Here is a 21013-nt window from a genome sequence, read left to right on the forward strand (position 1 = left end):
GAAATAAGCACCCAAAAGGGTGCTTATTTTGTTAGTTCATTATAGAAATTATTTTTCTACAATCGCAACCACACCTTCACCACCTGCTGTACAGATCGAGATTAATGCGCGGCCTGAACCTTTTTGATTAATCAATTTAGCAGCAGTAGCTAAGATACGACCACCAGTTGCAGCAAATGGATGGCCTGCACCTAAAGATGAACCATTTACGTTCAGTTTAGAGCGATCGATTGAACCCAAAGGTGCATCTAAACCAAGACGTTCTTTACAGAATTTTTCATCTTCCCAAGCTTTCAAAGTAGATAACACTTGAGATGCGAATGCTTCATGGATTTCGTAGAAATCAAAATCTTGAAGTTTAAGATTCGCACGTTTAAGCATACGAGGTACTGCATAAGCAGGAGCCATCAATAAGCCTTCTTTAGGACCGTTCTTGCCAATGAAGTCAACAGCTGCTGTTTCAGAGAAAGAAAGGTAAGCTAAAACTTCATGACCGTTTTCTTTTGCCCATTCTTCAGAAGCAAGCAAGACAACAGAAGCACCGTCAGTTAACGGAGTTGAGTTACCAGCTGTCATTGTTGCAGTTTCGCCTTTACCGAAAACTGGTTTTAATTTAGCTAGCTTTTCAACTGTGCTGTCTGCACGTAAGTTGTTGTCACGGTTAAGACCTAAGAATGGAGTCATTAAGTCATCAAAGAAACCACGCTCATAAGCAGCAGCAAGTTTTTGATGGCTGCTAGCAGCTAACTCATCTTGTGCTTCGCGAGTGATACCCCATTCTAAAGCAGTGATTGCTTGGTGCTCACCCATTGAAAGGCCAGTACGTGGTTCACCGTTACTTGGTGCATCAAGAAGCTTTTTAAAATCAATTTTTGTTAAAGCTTTAAGACGGTCTTTACCAGTTTTAGCAACATTGAGTTCAAGTAAAACTTTACGTAAACCATCACCTACAGCAATCGGTGCATCAGACGTGGTGTCTACACCACCGGCAATACCTACGTCAATTTGACCAAGTGCAATTTTGTTTGCAACAACAAAAGCTGCTTGTAAACCTGTACCACAAGCAATTTGAATGTCATAAGCAGGAGTTTCAGGAGCAAGATCTGTGCTCAATACAACTTCACGAGTCATATTGAAGTCACGACTATGTTTTAAAACAGCACCCGCAACGACTTCACCAATACGCTTACCTTGTAAATTAAAGCGCTCAACCAAACCGTTTAATGCTGCTGTCAGCATGTCAGAATTAGACGCTTTAAAATAAGCAGTATTTGAACGTGCAAATGGAATACGGTTGCCACCAATAATTGCAACGCGGCGAACAGTGTTTTGGCTCATGGTTTTATCCTGTTGAACAGAAGTTTTGGTTTTTGTTGCTTTTGGTTCTGCAGCTACATTTGAAGATGTAGAAGTAGTTGCTGTAGCGGCACTCTTAGTACGGGGGCTACGTGCAGGTGCAGTCGTTGAACGAGTACGTGTCGTTTTTGGAGTATTAGTTGCTGCTTTAGGAGTAGTACTGTTACGCTTAGCCGTGTTAGAAGCCGGCTTTGATGTATTTGACACTTTTTCCTGAGCAGAATTTTCGACTGCTGGATTTTCTTGAGTTGGTTTGCTCATAAGGCTTTTCCAAGCATATTAACGATATTCTTATAAGCTACCTTAACACAATTCAAATAGACCTGTATTGACTAGAATGACATTGTAGATAGCATTCAGGTCAAGACATCAAAAGATGAACTCAAGTATGATTTGGGATGACTCTAATGAACGGCCGCTTTCATATTGTTCCTCTCCATTTCATAACATAATGAAGCCTGTCGTAGAAAATCATTTTTTTGAGAGATAATAATCATGACTGATCAATACCAAGCATTTACACAATCTCCTATTGGTAAATTCGTTGTCAAAAATCTGGGTTTACCATCACCTGTTGTATTAGAGCGTTTTGAAAGTGCTCAGCCAGTAGTGAATGGTGCAGTATTGGTTGGCGCAGCGCCGTCAAGTGTATTGTCTGGTGCGATTGCACAAGTACTTAGCAATATTCATGCAGATAGCTATGTAGGTAATCATGTTGCATTACAGCAAGAAGCTGCAAAAGTTGGTTTAAATTTACGCCCATTTAATGCAGGCGATAAAGAATCAAAATTCAAAGCAGTAGTATTTGATGCGTCTGGTATCCAAAACTCAGAACAGTTAAATGAACTTTATAAATTCTTTAACCCGATTGCACGTCAAGTTGCGACTTCTGGTCGTGTGATTGTTATTGGTACAACACCTGAAACTGCAAAAACTGTAAAACAGGCGATTGCTCAGCGTGCACTTGAAGGCTTTATTAAATCTGTAGGTAAAGAATTTAAAAAGGGTATTACTGCCCAAGTTGTATATGTAGATGAAGGTGCTGCTGCAAACCTTGAATCAACTTTACGTTTCTTACTTTCTCCACGTTCAGCTTATGTGTCTGGTCAAGTAATTCGTGTTTCTAAAGCAGATGTAGTTGATGTTGATTGGGCAAAACCGCTTGCTGGTAAAACTGCGTTGGTAACAGGTGCGAGCCGTGGTATCGGTGAAGCAATTGCACATGTATTGGCACGTGACGGCGCGCATGTTATTTGTTTAGACGTGCCCCAACAACAAGCTGATCTTGACCGTGTAGCTGCTGATATTGGTGGCTCTACATTGGCAATTGACATTACAGCTGCTGATGCGGGCGAAAAAATTAAAGCTGCTGCTGCAAAACAAGGTGGTTTAGATATTATCGTTCATAACGCGGGTATTACTCGTGACAAAACTTTGGCAAACATGAAGCCAGAGCTTTGGGACTTGGTAATTAACATTAACTTGTCTGCTGCTGAACGCGTAAATGACTATTTATTAGAAAATGATGGTCTAAATGCAAATGGCCGCATTGTTTGTGTATCATCAATTAGCGGTATTGCGGGTAACCTTGGTCAAACCAACTATGCTGCATCGAAAGCTGGTGTAATTGGCCTAGTGAAATTTACTGCACCTATTCTAAAAAATGGTATTACCATCAACGCAGTAGCTCCTGGCTTTATTGAGACACAAATGACAGCTGCAATTCCATTTGCAATTCGTGAAGCTGGTCGCCGTATGAACTCGATGCAACAAGGTGGTTTACCTGTTGATGTAGCAGAAACGATTGCATGGTTTGCATCAACTGCTTCTACAGGCGTAAATGGCAACGTTGTACGTGTGTGTGGTCAAAGCTTGTTGGGCGCTTAAGCACTTTTAGTGAAATAGGGGTGCTTGTGCATCCCTTTTTTATTCAAGAATCTATAAATTATAAAAGGTTAGGTATGAATACTCGTCATTTTAGCCAGCTACCAAAAGCGGCATTGGCTTACCCAAAAGTAGTACAAGGTTTAATTTTTAAAAAGCCTAAGGGCCCAAAAATCTTACCGCAAGTTGAATATGTGGTTGATGCTCTAGAAATTGATCAGAACCATCTCAAAGCGTATAACGAAGTATGTGGTTTTAAAAATAATGGCTTTGTACCAGCAATTTATTTGGCTGTGCTTTCTCAAAGTTTGCAAATGCATATGATGACGGCAGAAGCCTTTCCATTTCCAATTTTAGGTTTAGTGCATATCCGCAACCAGATTAAACAGACTAGACCAATTGGTGTAACTGAAAAACTAACTTTGTCATGCAAATTTGGGGAACTAAAACCGCATGATAAAGGTGTTCAGTTTGACTTTATTACCACGGCAAAAATTGGCAATGAAGTGGTGATGGAAGGCTTAACCACTTATTTATCTCGCCAAAAAGTTGAGAAAAGAGTGGGTGAGAAAGCTAAAGAAGAACAAGCACCTTCTTATGCTCCAAAAGCCCAGTGGGATATTTTAGAAAACACTGGCCGCCGTTACGCAAAAGTGTCTGGTGATTTTAACTTAATCCATATCCATGCCATCACAGCAAAAGCATTTGGTTTTAAACAAGCAATTGCTCATGGTATGTGGAGCAAAGCAAAAGCTTTAGCTAATCTTGAGCTGCCAAATGCTTATGAAGCAGATGTGTGGTTTAAGCTGCCAATGTTCTTGCCATCAAAAGTTGAGTTTTTAACTGCCAATGCAGACAAAAAGACTGATTTCTTGATTCGTAATGCGAAATCACAAAAACCGCATGTTGCAGGAACAGTAAAAGCATTATAAAAATATCAGCAGCCTAAGCAAATGTTTGGGCTGCTTTTGAGCAAAATAACAAAAAATGCAAGGAACTTCATGTGATTAAAGAAATTTTACTGGCCGATACCCATAACTATCACGGTATTTTAGATGAACGTTTTATTGATTTAGCTCACCAGTTCAGCCGTCTTCAAGATGCTAGAACAGGACAAGGTGGAGCTGCTTTAGCGGTTTATTTTAGAGGCCAAAAAGTTGTAGATATCTACACCGGTCTACAATCACAAAATGAAGCTTGGCAACCTGAAACTTTGGCAGTTTGCTACTCTACGGGTAAAGGTGTACTTGCAACTTTAGCGCATATTTTAGTAAGTGAAGGTTTTTTAGAATACGACAAACCGATTACGACCTGTTGGCCTGAGTTTGCTCAAAATGGAAAAGAGCAAATGACATTGCGCCATGTGCTAAGCCATCAAAGCGGCATGTTTGATGTTCGTAATATCATCGAAAGTGCGAGAGAAATGCTTGACTGGTCACATATGTTAGATGTGGTTGCGGCGACTAAGCCTAGATTCCTTGCAGGAGAGGGTAATGCCTACCAAGCCTTAACATTTGGTTGGTTGGTGGGTGGTGTACTCGAAAAAGCAACTGGTCAATCTCTAGATCAGCTCATGCAAAAATATCTGGTTGAACCTTTGCAGTTAGATGGTGCTTACTTTGGAACGCCTGTAAGCGAGTTAGATCGTGTAGCACGTTTAATAATTCAACCGAAACCAGAAAAACCAGCGTCTACTCAAGCTGAAAAACCTAAAAAGCCTCAGCCCCGTAAAAGTTCACTTTCTGAAAAAATGATTACGTGGACTGGACAAGACCCGCAAGATTTTCAGGATGCCATGATTCCAAAAGGAATGAAAAATTTTAGTTTCTTTAGTGATGAGGGACTTCAAGCAGTCATTCCGGCAGCGAACGGCACGTTTACTGCAAATAGCCTTGCTAAAATTTATGCGATGCTAGCAAATCAAGGTGAATGGGATGGACAACAATTGATTCGCCCAGAAGTATTTAAAGAACTTAGTACTATTCAAAGTTATGCACGTGATCGTGTCATGCCAATTCCGATGAATTGGCGTTTAGGCTATCACCGTATTATTACCATGGGTAAACGCGCTAAAAATGGCTTTGGACATATTGGTTACAACGGTTCAGGGGCGTGGTGCGATCCTGAGCGTGATCTTAGCTTTGCCTATACGCATAACTTCCAGATTGGTTCAATAACGGGCGATTACCGTTTATGGGGACTGACTCAAGAAGCCTTACGGTGTACCGACCAAATTTTAAAAGGCCGTAAAGGCTGGTTCTAATTTTAATATTTTAAAGCTGGTATTTTTAAGCAATGCCAGCTCAATATTTATAATAATTCTAGTCGAATAATCGCTTCGGTATGGCGCTTGAAGTCTTCTTCAGCTAAACCTTGTAATCCAAGTTGATAAATACCTTCTAATCCGCACACAAAGGCAATGAGTCGCCACGCAATGTCTGTTGAGTTGGATATGTTTTTAAATTCACCTTGTTGTTTGCCACATTCAATGGCCTGCACAATTGTTTCATGCCAACTCTGCATAGCAAGGTTATAAGCCTTTCGTATTTCAATATCTTGTTCAATTAAGAGTTCAGCTTCATTCCATAGGCGTAGGTAGGGCTGAAGTCTATCGATGTTTTCTGCACCCAATAAAATGAAGACTCTTTGAAATTGGCTAGTTGTTTTTAAGGTTTGTTCAATTTCATCAAGCTGTTCCATCAGCTTTAAAAAAGCTTCAGCTTTTAAATGAGATGCCGAAGAAAAATGATGATGAACTTGTCCTGTGGAGGTTTGTGCTTCTGTTGCGATTCGACGTACCGTCATAGCTGCAAAACCTTCAGCCAAAGCAACTTGCATGGCGGCTTGCAGAATCATTTCTCTGCGTTGATCGCGATTAAGATAGGCCATGTTTATTTCACCTGACTGAATTCGACACAAACTACATTAAAATTAAAAGTTGGACAAGTGTCCAGTTGTGTATATAATAACCACAATTTGAACACATGTCCAAGTTCTGGATATCGAAGAGCGTTATGCAAAAGAAATGGTTAATCCTGACAATTATTGTCCTTATATATTTACCAGTTACGATTGACGCAACAGTGATGCATGTTGCAACACCATCTTTAAGTGCAGCATTGAATTTAACTGCCAATCAGCTTTTATGGATCATTGATATTTATTCACTGATTATGGCGGGTTTGATTTTGCCAATGGGTGCACTCGGTGATCGTATTGGCTTTAAAAAATTATTATTTATTGGAACCGCAGTTTTTGGTGTTGGTTCGCTAGCTGCTGCCTTTTCTCCAACTGCCTACGCCCTAATTGCTTCCCGTGCTGTTTTGGGGTTAGGGGCAGCTATGCTTATTCCTGCCACTTTATCTGGCATTCGTAATGCTTTTACCGAAGAAAAGCAGAGAAATTTTGCACTTGGACTTTGGTCTACAGTAGGTGGTGGAGGGGCAGCTTTCGGTCCATTGGTAGGTGGTTTTGTACTAGAACATTTTCATTGGGGAGCCGTGTTCCTCATTAACATACCGATTATTTTAGTGGTTTTGCTCATGATCGTGATGATCATTCCTAAACAACAAGAGAAAACCGATCAGCCTATTAACTTAGGGCAAGCTTTAATCTTGGTTGTAGCAATTTTAAGTCTTATCTATTCAATCAAATCGGCTATGTATAACTTCTCGGTACTTACGGTTGTGATGTTCGTAGTGGGTATAAGCACATTAATTCACTTCATTCGAAGCCAAAAAAGAAGTACGACGCCAATGATTGATTTGGAGTTATTTAAACATCCGGTGATTTCTACCAGCATTGTCATGGCTGTTGTTTCGATGATTGCTTTGGTTGGGTTCGAATTACTTTTGTCTCAAGAGTTGCAGTTTGTACATGGGTTTTCGCCGTTACAGGCAGCGATGTTTATTATTCCATTTATGATTGCAATTAGTTTAGGTGGTCCACTCGCAGGAATCTGTTTAAATAAATGGGGACTTAGACTTGTATCTACTGTTGGTATTTTAATAAGTGGATTTAGTTTATGGGGGCTCGCTCAGCTTAATTTCTCGACCGATCACTTTTTAGCATGGACGTGTATGGTCTTTTTAGGCTTTAGCATTGAAATTGCCTTATTGGCTTCCACCGCTGCCATTATGTCATCTGTACCGCCTCAAAAAGCGAGTGCAGCAGGTGCTATTGAAGGGATGGCCTATGAGCTTGGCGCTGGTTTGGGCGTTGCTATTTTTGGATTAATGTTGTCTTGGTTTTACAGTCGTTCAATTATTTTGCCAGAACAGCTTCCGACAAGCTTAATTGAAAAAGCGAGTATTTCGATTGGTGAAACTATGCAATTAGCATCTAATCTTGAAAATCCTTTGGGTGGACAATTAATTGCAGTTGCACAGCAAGCTTTTAGCTATGCACATAGTTGGGTGCTTACCATCTCCGCCATTTGTTTCTTCCTTTTAACTGTATTTGTCTGGTTTAGTTTTCCAAAGAAAGTAAATTAGAATATTTCATAGTATTTAAAGTTTCGGTAGACAGTTTTTCCGAAACTTTAAAATCATTGATAGTTCAGACAAATGGTGTAGTTCGCAGTTTATCTGTACGGATATGAGCTTTATGCGTTCACTCTCTTTTAAAAACAAAGTATGCTTATGCCTGTAACAAGGAGCATACATGTATCAAGTACTTGCTAGAAAATACCGTCCACGTAATTTCAATGAGTTAGTGGGGCAAAACCACGTTTCTCGTGCATTAAGCAGTGCATTGGAACGCGGCCGTCTTCACCATGCTTATTTATTTACAGGAACGCGTGGTGTAGGTAAAACTACAATTGCACGTATTTTAGCCAAGTGTTTGAACTGTGAAACGGGTGTGACTTCTACGCCATGTGAAGTCTGTGCCACTTGTAAGGCGGTAAATGAAGGCCGCTTTATTGACCTAATCGAAATCGATGCTGCTTCAAGAACAAAAGTAGAAGATACGCGTGAACTTTTAGACAACGTTCCTTATGCGCCAACGCAAGGTCGTTTTAAAGTTTACTTGATTGACGAAGTACATATGCTATCGACGCATTCTTTTAATGCGTTATTAAAAACACTCGAAGAGCCACCAGAACACGTTAAATTTCTGTTTGCAACCACAGACCCGCAAAAGCTGCCAATTACGGTCATTTCACGTTGTTTGCAATTTACTCTGCGTCCTTTAGCTGTAGATGAAATTACCAAGCATCTTGGCGCTATTCTTGAAAAAGAACAGATTACTGCTGACCAAGATGCAATTTGGCAAATTGCCGAATCTGCTCAAGGTTCATTACGTGATGCATTATCTTTAACTGACCAAGCCATTGCTTATGGACAGGGTGCGGTACATCACCAAGATGTTAAAGAAATGCTTGGCTTAATTGATCGCACCATTATTTATGATTTGATTTTAGCGATTCATCAGAACCAACGTGAGAAAGTTAGTCAGCTTTTATTGCAATTTAGACATCAAGCGCTAGATGTTTCACTGGTGCTGGATCAGTTGATTTCGACATTGCATGAATTGGCAATTTTGCAATATTTGCCTGATTTGAGTTTGAAATATAGCGATGAAATCAATCGCAAAATCATGCAGCTGTCTAAGCTGATTTCTGCTCAAGATTTGCAGCTTTACTATCAGATCGCGTGTAAAGGACGTTCAGACTTACAACTTGCCGTGACGCAAGAGCAAGGTTTTGAAATGTGCGTTTTACGCTTATTGGCATTCCGTCCTTTAGCACCAAATGAAATTGTAGTGTCAGAGCCAGTTCAGCAAAATGGGCAAGCAGTGGTAGCTTTGAGTCAACAGACTCAGCCCACAGCTCAGGAGATTACTCCAGTAAATACTGTTCAGCCTGTTGAAGTTATTAGTCAACCCGCTATGGTTGAACCTGAACCTGAACCTGAACCTGAACCTGAACCTGAACCTGAACCACAGTCTAATCAGGATTTAATGGTATTCGACCCAAATCATCATGAGCTGATTGGGCTTGAGTCAGCAGCTGTTCAAGAAACAGTTAGTGTTCTGGAAGAAGATTTCATTCCGGTACCAGAGCAAAAGTTAGTACAAGTTCAGGCAGAGACTCAAGCCAAACAAATTGAATCTGAACCAGCTTTCTCTGCTGAACCTCAAGGTTTGTTTGAATCATCTAGCGCTGAATTTTCCCTTGGTCAAGATGCACCTATAACTCATGATTTGCCTGCTGAACCTGTTGTTGAACAACAGTCATTGGTGCAGTCTGAAGTTATTGAAACAGTTGCCGTTGTAAAAGACTCTAGCGTAACTGATAATGAGCAGCTTATGCCTCAAGATATCTTGAAGCTTTCTCCTCAAGTTTTGGAAGGTGAGTGGACACTTGAAAAATGGGAATACTGGTTTAGAAATAGTCAACTGTCTCCAGCGGTTCAAGAACTTGCTCAGCATGGTGTGATGACTGGTGAAATTGGTGGCAATACTGTTTTCCATATTCCTCAAGAATATGAAAATATGCTGACTCAATTACAACAAGGGCTTATTGATGCATTAAATGGACAATGGCCGAATACTCAATTTACAGTTGAATATGGTGCTTTAAATACATCTACCCCATATACCATTCAAAGTGCACGTAAAGAAAAGGCCTTTCACCGAGCAGCTGAGCTATTACAGCAACAGCCAGTCATTAAGAGTCTCATAGAAACTTTTGATGGCGAACTGCAAAATATTCAATTAAAGCCTTAAATTCATCTAAGTTTTGATCTGGTGAAGAATATGAAAATCATAGTATTTTCATATTCTTCACTGGATTGAAATATTCAGGTCATGTCACTGTCATTGTACTTTTCTATGTTAGCCATTTTAGATTTTAAATGGATTGTACATAGCAATGAAAAGGCAATGCACTGGAATAAATTTTTTTAAATATTCATATCTTTTATTAATTGGCGCGATTCTGCTGAGTGGTTGTAACGACTCATCAAATGATAATTCAAATACGCCAGATACAGGTAAAAAGCCTGTAATGCGCTGTGCTCCATAAACTTAAATAATAAAAAGAACCTGATCATGATTACACGCCGTAAATTTTTAAATTACTCTTTAAATATGGGTTTTGGTGCTGCGGCATTGGCAGCTTTCCCATCGAGTATTCAAAAAGCTTTAGCAATTCCTGCAAACAATAAAACAGGCACCATTCAGGATGTCGAACACGTTATTATCTTAATGCAGGAAAACCGATCTTTTGACCATTACTTTGGAACATTAAAAGGTGTTCGAGGTTTTGCTGATCGTTTTACGATTCCTTTGCCCAGTGGCCGTCGTGTCTGGGAGCAGCTTAGAAGTAATGGACAAGTTTTAACACCTTTTCACTTGGATGGAACGGCCAATAATGCACAGCGTGCAGATGGGACGCCACATACATGGAATGACAGTCAGTTGGCTTGGGACAATGGGCGTATGGCGAACTGGCCAACCCACAAAACTGATATCTCCATGGGCTATTTTAAAGAAAAAGAAATTCCATATCAGTTTGCACTTGCGAATGCCTTTACGATTTGTGATGCCTACCATTGCTCTATGCATACAGGAACAGATGCAAATCGTTCTTATCATTTGACGGGTACCAATGGTGCAACACCGACCAAGCGTTCATTTGTGAACAATGAGTGGGACTGGATTGATGGCAACCCAGCGACGGCAGATCGTGGTTATACATGGAAGACCTATGCCGAGCGTTTAGAAGAAGCAGGCATAAACTGGATTTGTTATCAAAATATGCCAGATGAATGGGGCGATAATATGCTTGGTGCATTTCGTACGTTTAGAAAGGCGAACATTGCATCTGGTTATCCAGTTTCAAGCGGCGGCGAACCGAATAAACCGTATGCCGATACGGGTCAAAAGCTACCGTATAAAGCCTATGATGCTGCGACCGATAATGCCAAAAACCCCCTATACAAAGGCATTGCAAATACGTTGCCGGGTAATAAACCAGAAGAATATCTTGACGCTTTTAAACGAGACATTCGTGAGGGTAAATTACCGCAAGTTTCTTGGATTAATGCGCCATCAATTTATTGTGAACATCCGGATCCTTCAAGCCCAGTTCAAGGGGCATGGTTTATTCAAGAAATTATTGACGCGTTAACTGCGGTGCCTGAAGTCTGGAGTAAAACTGCACTCATTATCAATTTCGATGAAAATGATGGTTACTTTGACCATGTGCCATCACCATCAGCGCCATCTCGTCTTAAAAATGGTCAGTACGCTGGAAAATCAACATTAAGCAGTGCTGATATGCAGGACGAATATTTTGACCATGCTGCACCTGAGGGAAGCCATTCTCAGCCTACACCTGATGGACGAGTTTATGGTCCGGGTCCGCGTGTCCCGTTATATGTGATTTCTCCATGGAGCCGTGGTGGTTGGGTCAACTCACAAGTTTTTGACCATACCTCTGTACTCATGTTTTTAGAAAAACGTTTTGGAATAAAAGAGCCGAATATCAGTCCATATCGCCGTGCAGTGTGTGGTGATTTAACCAGTGCATTTAACTTTAAAACACCAAATGCAGATATTTTACCGCAGCTTAATGGTAAACAAACCCGTGTGCAGGCAGATGAGTTAAGAGAAAATCAAGAAGCTTTGCCAGCTGTTCCCGTACCGACAGATATTAAGTTGCCGATTCAACAGAGTGGCATACGTCTGTCACGTGCGCTACCTTACGAGCTGCATACCAGTGCGCGCTGTAAAGCAGATGGGACGGTACAATTGATATTCTCTAATACGGGTACGCAAGCAGCGGTTTTCCACGTATATGACAAGCTCAACTTAGACCGTATTCCAAAGCGTTATATTGTAGAGCCGAATAAAACGCTAGATGATGAATGGGACGCTTTAAAAGATAATTTAGGTCGTTACGACTTATGGGTACTCGGTCCAAATGGCTACCATCGTCATTTTAAAGGAGATACTCAACGTATTGTCGATAGTGGCGTTAAACCAGAAATTCGAGTGTGTTATGACGTTGCCAACGGTGATGTGTATGTCGAACTCATGAATGAAGGAACTAAGGATACAATATTGACGGTAAAACCTTGTGCATACCGCCAAGATGCACCGTTACAACTGACCATAAAAGCAGGTCAAGTCGTTAAACAACATTGGGCTTTGGCTGACGTAGGACATTGGTATGATTTTGAAATCACCAGTCAAAGTGATCCGTATTATTACCGACGTTTTGCTGGTCGAGTTGAGACGGGTGAAGACTCCTTTAGTGATCCTGCAATGATATAAGTAGAGAGGGGCAAAAAGAGTAGTTTATTTTCTTTTTGCCCCATTTTTTATAATAAATAACTTTCTAAAACCTCACGAACTGTCTCAGAAATAGGTACAATTTTACGCGTTTCGCGATCAACAAACACATGAACAAAATGTCCTTGAGCTGACGCTTGGTCTTGACCTTGTTTAAAGATTGCCAATTCATAGCGTAAAGATGTGGTGCCGATTTTACCAATCGCAACACCCACTTGAATAATTTCTGGAAATGACAATTCCTGATTAAAGCTACAAGCTGAATCGACGACTAACCCAATTGATTTTGCTTCATGAATATCAAAACCTGTTTTTTGAATCAGTAATGCATTGGCTGCTGTATCAAAATAGCTATAGTAAGTCACATTATTCACATGACCATAAATATCGTTATCTGCCCAACGCGTTTGAATGTCTAAAAAGAACTTAAATTGATCACGGTTTTTTAAAACGGGTTTAGTCATCAATGAATCGCCTGATAAATTGCCAAAGCAGCGGCTTCTGTCATGTCACGTGGATTATTTTGTAGTAGGCGGGTTTGCAACATGGCATCTTGAGCAAGTCTAGGTAAGCTAGACTCATCAATACCCAGATCTCTAAGTTTTAAAGTCAAACCACTACGGTCTAAATGGTTTTGCATATGATCAATAAACAGATCACATAGACCATCGGTGCTGCCATTACTATATGGATCTAACCATTGCATAAGCTCTGCATAATATTGTTTAGCATGTGGTGCATTAAATTTTAATACTTCAACCAATACTAAGGCATTGGTGTGACCATGCGAAAGATGAAAATGTCCACCCAGTGGATAAGCTAAAGCATGTACCGCAGCAACGGGCGAGTTTGCAAATGCCTGACCTGCAAGCATTGAGCCGAACAGCATATTTTGCCTTGCTTCCAAATCATTGCCGTTCTTAAGAACTTTCGGTAAGTTATGATTTAGTAGCTTGAGTGCATGTTTGGCTAAAATATCGGTATATATATTTTTTTTGTGCTTAGAGGTATATGCCTCAATGGCATGCACCATCGCATCAATACCTGTTGCAGCAGTAATATGGGCTGGAAGGTTTTGAGTAAAGGTTGCATCAAGAATTGCTGTGTCGGCATACAGTACTGGAGAAACAATCCCCATTTTTGTCGTTTCACCAGTAGTCACAATTGAGATTGGCGTTACTTCTGAGCCAGTACCAGCCGTAGTAGGAATCAAAATAAGCGGAAGGCGAGTTGTGGTGACCTGATTTACACCATACATCTCTTGCAAATGTTGAGTTTGGTTGGGGTGGGCGAGTAAAGCAATAACTTTTGCAACATCTAAAGAGCTACCACCACCAAAACCAATAATGACATCGACATTTTGCTGTTTTGCATAATTGGCTGCATCTAAAACCACTTGTTCTGGTGGGTCAGCCTGCACATCCGCATAAATGACATATTCAATATTGAGGGTATCTAAAATTTGAAGGATGGGACGGTGTAATTGATTTTTAACCATACCCGCGTCAGTGACCAGCAATAACTTACGGTAAGTTTTTGAGGACAATATATTCTGTAATTCTTGTATAGAGCCTAAGCCAGAGATGATATTTGGAACAGTTTGAAATTGAAAATGGCTCATATACATTATTTCCTTATTTTTGAACATTATTGTTGAATGGTTCTATAAGATTCAAGCTTCAAATAAGTTAGCATAAGACACTTTAAAATAAAGCATTCTCGTAAGGTGATTTTATAGCTCAGCATTTAAACCAGCAAAAGCAAATTTAGAATACAAAAAACTCCGCTCACTATCGACTAATGGCGGGGTTTTTTATTATTAAGTATTTCTGTAATATGAATTTAATAGTATAAACAAATACGTATTTCCTGTTTTTAGAGGTTAGATGTCTTTTTCGTTAGGACCATTTCTGGTTGAGAAGGGAAAACAAGGTCTTTTTATTATTAAGAAAAAACATAATTTTTTGAGGTGGAATTTAAATAGTGATGTACACAATTAGATATGTTCATCGGAACAATACTTACTATATCGCTTCGAACAACGAAGGAAATTTTATTATTCTTGAGTCACTTGACTCGGAGTTTCGCATGGGGCATCAAATTTCATATGATGGTGAAAAAGTATTTAACCTGACACTAAATGATGAAACAGATGCAGTCATTAAACTGGAGAGTAACGAAAAAGGCGCATATGAGTACTTACATTCAGTTAAGTAAATAAGCTTTTTTATTCTTAAGTATTTCTGTAAGATCCCCGAGTTGCTTTAAACAACAATAAACCTTAATGATCAGCGCAAAAGTCATAAGGGGAAAGCCTACTTGAAAAAGTAGGCTTTTTTTATATCGTGTCTCGAGTTCTTTGATATGGCTGAGTCATAAGAAAGGATAAAAGATCAGATAGTTTATCGACCGATTTATCAACTTTTAATCTATTGATAAACATTATTTTCCTTTTCAACCCATGTGAGTTTTGACAAAATGCAACAAGTCACATGGTCAATGCGGTTGTCACAAATTTATAGTTTGTTAAGATTTTGCGTGCACCCAATTTATTTTTATTTAATTCAAAAGTTTGGATGTAATTTCTAATGGAAACACAATATAAGGTGTTATGTGTCTGTTTAGGAAATATTTGCCGTTCTCCCACGGCTGAGGTGGTTTTTAGACATTATTGTGACGCACATCAACTCAGTGTCATTGTCGATTCAGCTGGAACAAGTAATTATCATCCAAATAAAGCGTCAGATCAGCGCAGTCAGTTGCATGCTAAAAAAAGAGGCTATGACTTATCGTCTTTACGAGCAAGACAACTTTCAACTCAAGACTTTTTAGAGTTTGATTTGATTTTGGCAATGGATCATCAAAATTTTGAAGATATTCATGAAGTACTGCAAAGAGCAGTCTCACAATTTGGCGCTCATCAAATTCGTGCAAAAGTAGCTTTAATGAGTGAGCATGATCCTGAATATCCACAACAAGCGTTGCCAGATCCTTATTATGGCGGTGCGGATGGCTTTGAACGTGTACTCAATCAATGTGAGTCTAGTAGTTTGGCGTGGGTTAATATTTTAAAAAAACAATTGAATGTTTAAGAATAGGTTTTTCAACACAATGCAAATTCAGAATCAAGTACAGCTTAAGCCATTCAATACCTTAAGTTTAGATGCAACCGTTTCTCACTATACTAAAGTTGCCAATATTCACGATATTGAAGAAGCTTTAGATTTTGCAGAGCAGCATCAGTTAAATGTACTTGTATTATCGGGCGGTAGTAATATGTTGTTGCCGCAGCAGATTAATGCTTTAGTTATTCATCTTGATATTCAGGGAATTGAAGTTTTATCGAACGATCATGATTTTGTTCGGGTTAAGGTTGGTGCAGGCCAAGTCTGGCATGATTTTGTTTTATACAGCACTGAGCAAAACTGGTTTGGTTTGCAAAATCTTGCACTTATTCCAGGCTTAGTCGGCGCTTCTCCCGTACAAAACATTGGGGCTTATGGGGTAGAGGTGGGTGAGTTTATTGAGTCAGTACAAGTGTATGATCGTAAATTAAAACAAACTCAAACAATTTTAGCGGCTGACTGCCATTTCGCCTACCGCCATAGTATTTTTAAAGATGATCCGAACCGTTACATTATTACGCATGTCACTTTTAAATTACTTAAACAGCCACGCTTAAAACTTAACTATGGCGATTTGAAACAAGCAGTTGGAGATAATCAGACTGCTGAAAATTTACAGAATCAGGTCATCCATATTCGCCAAAGTAAGCTTCCTGATCCAAAAGAATATCCAAATGTAGGTAGTTTCTTTAAAAATCCGATTGTTAGTCCTCAAGAGTTTGAGCGCTTAGTCACACAATTCTCAACAATTCCTCATTATCCTCAAGTGAATGGAAACGTTAAAATTGCAGCAGGATGGTTAATTGATCAGGCAGGTTGGAAAGGGAAGCAACTCGATATGGTGGGGATGTTCCATAAACAGGCATTAGTTTTGGTGAATTATGCCAATGCATCTCTTACTGATGTAAAGAAAACTTATCAGGCTGTACAACATGATGTTGATCAGCGTTTCCATATTATGTTAGAACCAGAGCCTGTGCTTTATAACAGTTTAGGTTTAATTGAAAATCATACGGAATAGTTTTATGCCAAAAGTACACTTAATGGTACGTTTAGTCCAAGTAGTCACCGTACTATTTGTGCTATTAGGCTGTTTCGTGGTTTTTTTATATTCACCGTTTTATTCAAAACTTATTGTAGCTGGGCTTAATTATTTTGTTCCTGTTGACGTTAATCAGGTTGCCGCTGAGAGCCAAAGACAGGCTTCGTTAAGTGAACATGATAATTTAGAACCTGGTTCAAATTTATGGATTGCTCGTCAGGCGTATTTAAAATTGACAGAGCAAGCTTTACGTGAAAAAAAGACATCTGATCTGACCTATATTCAAGAAAATTATAAAGCCTTACAGCAAATTATTCTTTTAGAAGAAAAGGAACAGGATACAGAAGAACAGGAAACCACGGTAACCGTTCCTCTAGTTGCTAAAAATTCAGAAATTGATGCTGCAGACGAGGCGAGTAGCCCTGTTGATGAAACACTTTTTATTAATAGTTCTGAAAATAAGGCACTTACCGAGCAATATACAGAGTTTTTAGCAAGAAAACCTGTGGTATCGGAGCATCAAGAAGCTGTCAGTGAACCTGAACAGAAAATCGAATATGTACGTAAAAATCCAATACCTGTACAACCTAAAAAGTTATCAGAGCCTTATGCAATTGTTGTGTTGGGCGGAGGATTAACTTTAGACAAAAATGGTAAAGATATTGTAGTGAATGGCTATACGCGTTTGCGATTAGAAAAAACTTTAGAAGTTGAAAAACAAAATCATCTACCTATTGTACTGAGTGGTGTAGAAGCGCCTTATATGCAAGCTTGGTTAAAAGAGCGCGGTGTTGATGCCAAGCTATTAGAAAAGCGTAGTATGAACACATGTGAAAATACTCGTTTTAGCTCTTTATTGCTTCAGAAAAAAGGTGGAGCACCGACGGTGATGCTGGTTACAGATGAATATCATATGCCGCGTACACGCCGACTCTTTGCCTTAAATGGTATAGAAACAATTCCTGTTGTGGCACCAATGCCAACTCCACTGACGCGCTGGCAACCAAGTGTGCAAAATTACGATCATAGCCGCCGTGCAAATTATGAATTACTTGCGACAATTCGCGACATGTTGTTTGGCTCAAGTGATTGTCGAGAGGTTCCTTAATGTCAGATATTCCATTTCTCAATCCTGCCGTATTAAAACAATTAGATTTACCGGTTCCTAACCGTGATCTTACGCCGCAGGTTTTGAGTCCACTCAATTTAAATACATTAGAAGAACCTTCTCGTGATTTGTTAGCTTACCGCAAATTATATGGTTTACATTTACTTGAATGTGACCATTGGCAGGGCTATGTTCAAATGCCTTTATTCCGTTTGCATGTACAAGTTTTTAAACCCAAAGTAGAAAAAATACAAGGTACAGTTTGCCTATTGCATGGTTATCTTGAACATAGCGGTATTTATCAGCCAATTATCCGTGAAATTCTTGAGCAGGGTTTTAGCATCATTACTTATGATTTGCCTGGTCACGGATTAAGTGATGGTTCACCGGCCAGTATTAAAAATTTTGATCATTATCAGCAAGTTTTGATGGCTGTTTATCAATATGTAAAACATGCAGATCAATTGCCAAAGCCATGGGTTGGTATCGGTCAGAGTACGGGGGGCGCAATCTGGATGCATCACCTATTGGAGTATGCTGAAAAACGGCAAGATCCGATTGTAGATCGAGTACTTTTACTTTCTCCTTTGATTCGACCGGCAAAAACTGCATGGTGGCATAACCCTGTTGGATTGGGCATTATTCGCCGTATTAAACGTCAAGTACCAAGACACTTTAGACGTAATAATCATAATCCTGAATTTTTGCGTTTTATTCGTTTAAAAGATCCGTTACAACCCCGAATGATGGGAATGGACTGGATTTTGGCCATGTCAAAATGGATGCAAGAAATGGAAGCGCGACCTGCTTGCCGTATCCCAGTCTGGCTTGCACAAGGTGCTCTCGATCAAACGGTTGATTGGCGTTACAACATTGAATTTATTCGTCGTAAATTTAGACTGCAAACGTTGTTAATGCTTGAAGAAGGTTCTCATCAATTAATTAATGAACGTGCGGATATACGTGCCGCATTAACAGGATTGATTCCGGCCTTTTTACATGCAAAGCCAAAACATTTTTATTATTAAAAAATAATGCATCTATCCAAAAATTTTAGATAGATGCATGAATCCGGGGCTTTATTTTTTAATTTTGATAAAGTTGTATGAAGTATTGATAGGGAGATGCATCCCACTATAAATGCTTAACTAATAAAATTAATATCAATTAAAAATGATTAGCATCCGCCATATTCCACATTCGATAATAAAAATTATCATCTTCATTATTAAGTTCAGACTGTAAAAGTTCACCTTCTTTTAAGAAAAAATGCAATTGAGCATAGTTCTTAATTTCACGGTCATTTACTCGCTGAGCTAAATGATGAGCTTTAATATCAGAAGGATGACGTAAACCAGCAGCAGCAATCATTTCTGATAATGCATGCAATGTGTTTTTATGGAAATTAAATACTCGTTCTGATTTAGTCGGTACATCAATTGCCTTTTGACGATCTTTATCTTGGGTTGCAACGCCTACTGGGCATTGGTTGGTATGACAGCTTTGTGCCTGGATACACCCGACAGCAAACATGAAACCACGTGCCGAGTTAACCCAATCTGCACCGAGCGCAAAAGTACTCGCAATATCAAATGCACTAATGATTTTTCCACTCGCGCCAATTTTAACTTGATCTCTTAGCCCTGCACCGACAAGTGTGTTATGGACAAAGCGTAAGCCTTCACGTAATGGAGTACCGATATTGTCGCTAAACTCAATTGGTGCTGCTCCTGTACCACCTTCAGAACCATCAACAACAATAAAATCAGGAACAATTTTTGTTTCAAGCATTGCTTTAACAATACTCATAAATTGCCAAGGTTGGCCAATACACAATTTAAAACCAACTGGCTTACCACCAGATAATGTGCGTAACTTTTGTAAGAAATGCATCATTTCAATTGGGGTAGAAAAACTAGAATGCTTGGCAGGAGAAATACAATCGTGATCGCGCGAAACACCACGTATTTGAGCAATTTCTTCGGTAATTTTATGTTTAGGTAAAATACCGCCGTGACCAGGTTTGGCACCCTGTGAAAGCTTCAGCTCGATCATTTTGATCTGTGGTAATTGAGATTGCTTGGCAAATTTTTGCTCGTCAAATTTTCCATCAAGCGTACGACAACCAAAATAACCACTGGCAATTTGCCAAACAATATCACCGCCATTTTCCAGATGATAAGGGCTTAAACTTCCTTCGCCAGTATCATGATAAAAACCGCCTAATTGTGCTCCTTTATTTAAGGCACGAATTGCATTGGCACTTAAACTACCAAAGCTCATGGCAGAAATATTCATAATAGATGCGCTATACGGTTGTAGGCATTGTGCATTACCTACCTGAATACGGAAGCTTTTTGGATCTGCGGGCGGGCAAGGGCTTATTGAGTGAACAATAAAACGATAATTTTCTTGATAAACATCGATGATTGAACCAAAAGGTTTATCTGCATTTTCATTTTTAGCACGTTGATAAACTAAGCTTCTTTGCATGCGTGAAAAAGGTAGAGCATCTTGATCCGCTTCAATAAAGTATTGGCGAATTTCAGGACGGATATCTTCAAACAAAAAACGAAAATGCCCCATAATTGGGTAATTTCTTAATATTGAATGTTTATTCTGCAAAACATCATAGAGACCTAATAAGCTTAAGGCGCCTGTAACCACCCATAAACCGTTAAGGAGAGTGTCAGAAACAAAATAGTAGATACTGTGAGGGGTATATACAGTACGAAACCACGTAATACTGAGCGCAGTAAAAATACATAAAAACCAGATAGAATGGCGTGAGAAAAATGTATTGAGAAATTTATGTCGAATGATTTGTGCTGGACTCGCCATATTGGAACAAATTCCTAATGTTTTACTGGCACATACCTTGCCAAGAAGCAAGTCAAACTACAAGTATGGAATTGTTAGCTCAAACCTAAAATAAAGTAGAAGATATAAAATCCACACAAATAATAAAAATTAAGGGGGTTATTTATTTTAGATAAATTCTATTTTTAAATGTGAAGTTACTCGGAGCTGAGAATTAAATTTTTTGCTTTTTATTGTCTTTTCTAGATCTCTTAATTAATTTAAAGAAATCTAATATATTTTTAATTTTACACAGCGAATTGGAGTGGGGGAAATAGGATGACTTAATTTAGATTGAAAGCGAAATTTTGAATATATCGGAATTTATAGAGGGGTTTA

Annotated in this window: 16 protein-coding genes; 11 read left to right on the top strand and 5 right to left on the bottom strand. The window is 39.2% G+C overall.

What is annotated here, in order from left to right; genetic code table 11:
* Positions 1–48: 48 nt before the first annotated feature.
* Positions 49–1617, bottom strand: coding sequence for an acetyl-CoA C-acetyltransferase (gene fadI / locus SOI81_RS06550; protein ID WP_262445338.1), 1569 nt, complete (start codon positions 1615–1617; stop codon positions 49–51).
* 234 nt (positions 1618–1851) lie between these two features.
* On the opposite strand from fadI, the gene SOI81_RS06555 reads away from it, so the two are divergent.
* The 3 genes from SOI81_RS06555 to lipL all read left to right on the top strand — a co-directional run bounded on the left by SOI81_RS06555 (position 1852) and on the right by lipL (position 5503).
* A complete protein-coding gene (locus SOI81_RS06555; RefSeq protein WP_224991267.1) occupies positions 1852–3243 on the top strand; it encodes a 3-oxoacyl-ACP reductase in 1392 nt (463 codons plus the stop codon).
* A gap of 74 nt (positions 3244–3317) precedes the next feature.
* Positions 3318–4172, top strand: coding sequence for a MaoC family dehydratase (locus SOI81_RS06560; RefSeq protein WP_239975322.1), 855 nt, complete (start codon positions 3318–3320; stop codon positions 4170–4172).
* Between the two features lie 71 nt (positions 4173–4243).
* Positions 4244–5503 (top strand): serine hydrolase domain-containing protein, encoded by a 1260-nt coding sequence (gene lipL, locus SOI81_RS06565; protein ID WP_239975323.1) that lies wholly within the window; start codon positions 4244–4246, stop codon positions 5501–5503.
* Positions 5504–5550: 47 nt separating this feature from the next.
* Here the strand turns inward: lipL and SOI81_RS06570 are convergent, their stop codons facing one another.
* The gene (locus SOI81_RS06570) at positions 5551–6129 is read right to left on the bottom strand and encodes a TetR family transcriptional regulator (RefSeq protein ID WP_016140672.1); all 579 of its coding nucleotides are present in this window, start codon (positions 6127–6129) and stop codon (positions 5551–5553) included.
* A 125-nt stretch (positions 6130–6254) separates the two neighbouring features.
* On the opposite strand from SOI81_RS06570, the gene amvA reads away from it, so the two are divergent.
* The 3 genes from amvA to SOI81_RS06585 all read left to right on the top strand — a co-directional run bounded on the left by amvA (position 6255) and on the right by SOI81_RS06585 (position 12522).
* Positions 6255–7733 carry a multidrug efflux MFS transporter AmvA gene (gene amvA, locus SOI81_RS06575; protein ID WP_239975324.1) on the top strand — a complete coding sequence of 493 codons (1479 nt, stop codon included), beginning with the start codon at positions 6255–6257 and terminating at the stop codon, positions 7731–7733.
* A 169-nt stretch (positions 7734–7902) separates the two neighbouring features.
* Complete coding sequence (gene dnaX, locus SOI81_RS06580) at positions 7903–9969, top strand: DNA polymerase III subunit gamma/tau (RefSeq protein ID WP_320541415.1); 2067 nt, start codon at positions 7903–7905, stop codon at positions 9967–9969.
* 324 nt (positions 9970–10293) lie between these two features.
* A complete protein-coding gene (locus SOI81_RS06585) occupies positions 10294–12522 on the top strand; it encodes a phosphocholine-specific phospholipase C (RefSeq protein WP_320541416.1) in 2229 nt (742 codons plus the stop codon).
* Between the two features lie 47 nt (positions 12523–12569).
* Here the strand turns inward: SOI81_RS06585 and SOI81_RS06590 are convergent, their stop codons facing one another.
* Together SOI81_RS06590 and gbsB are read right to left on the bottom strand one after the other, a co-directional pair.
* The gene (locus SOI81_RS06590; protein WP_320541417.1) at positions 12570–13004 is read right to left on the bottom strand and encodes a thioesterase family protein; all 435 of its coding nucleotides are present in this window, start codon (positions 13002–13004) and stop codon (positions 12570–12572) included.
* Complete coding sequence (gbsB, locus tag SOI81_RS06595) at positions 13004–14161, bottom strand: iron-containing alcohol dehydrogenase (RefSeq protein ID WP_320541418.1); 1158 nt, start codon at positions 14159–14161, stop codon at positions 13004–13006. Before gbsB ends, SOI81_RS06590 begins: the two co-directional genes overlap by 1 nt.
* 365 nt (positions 14162–14526) lie before the next feature.
* Here gbsB and SOI81_RS06600 point away from each other — a divergent pair, with 365 nt between their 5' ends.
* From SOI81_RS06600 to pldB, 5 genes are all read left to right on the top strand, one after another.
* Positions 14527–14757 (top strand): hypothetical protein, encoded by a 231-nt coding sequence (locus tag SOI81_RS06600; RefSeq protein WP_005068773.1) that lies wholly within the window; start codon positions 14527–14529, stop codon positions 14755–14757.
* Positions 14758–15128: 371 nt separating this feature from the next.
* Positions 15129–15632, top strand: a complete 504-nt coding sequence (locus SOI81_RS06605) for a low molecular weight protein-tyrosine-phosphatase (RefSeq protein ID WP_320541419.1) — start codon at positions 15129–15131, stop codon at positions 15630–15632.
* Positions 15633–15651: 19 nt separating this feature from the next.
* Positions 15652–16686 (top strand): UDP-N-acetylmuramate dehydrogenase, encoded by a 1035-nt coding sequence (gene murB, locus SOI81_RS06610; RefSeq protein WP_320541420.1) that lies wholly within the window; start codon positions 15652–15654, stop codon positions 16684–16686.
* A 4-nt stretch (positions 16687–16690) separates the two neighbouring features.
* On the top strand, positions 16691–17815 hold the full coding sequence (locus SOI81_RS06615; RefSeq protein ID WP_239967904.1) for a YdcF family protein: 1125 nt from the start codon (positions 16691–16693) through the stop codon (positions 17813–17815).
* Positions 17815–18843 (top strand): alpha/beta hydrolase, encoded by a 1029-nt coding sequence (gene pldB / locus SOI81_RS06620; protein WP_016140682.1) that lies wholly within the window; start codon positions 17815–17817, stop codon positions 18841–18843. Before SOI81_RS06615 ends, pldB begins: the two co-directional genes overlap by 1 nt.
* Before the next feature lie 139 nt (positions 18844–18982).
* On the opposite strand, the gene SOI81_RS06625 is transcribed toward pldB, so the two are convergent.
* Positions 18983–20656: an FMN-binding glutamate synthase family protein gene (locus SOI81_RS06625; RefSeq protein WP_239975332.1), complete on the bottom strand. Its 1674-nt coding sequence runs from the start codon at positions 20654–20656 to the stop codon at positions 18983–18985.
* Positions 20657–21013: the final 357 nt, after the last annotated feature.

Origin of the sequence: Acinetobacter pittii (assembly GCF_034067285.1) — a bacterium.
In the GTDB taxonomy this organism is placed as follows: domain Bacteria; phylum Pseudomonadota; class Gammaproteobacteria; order Pseudomonadales; family Moraxellaceae; genus Acinetobacter; species Acinetobacter pittii_E.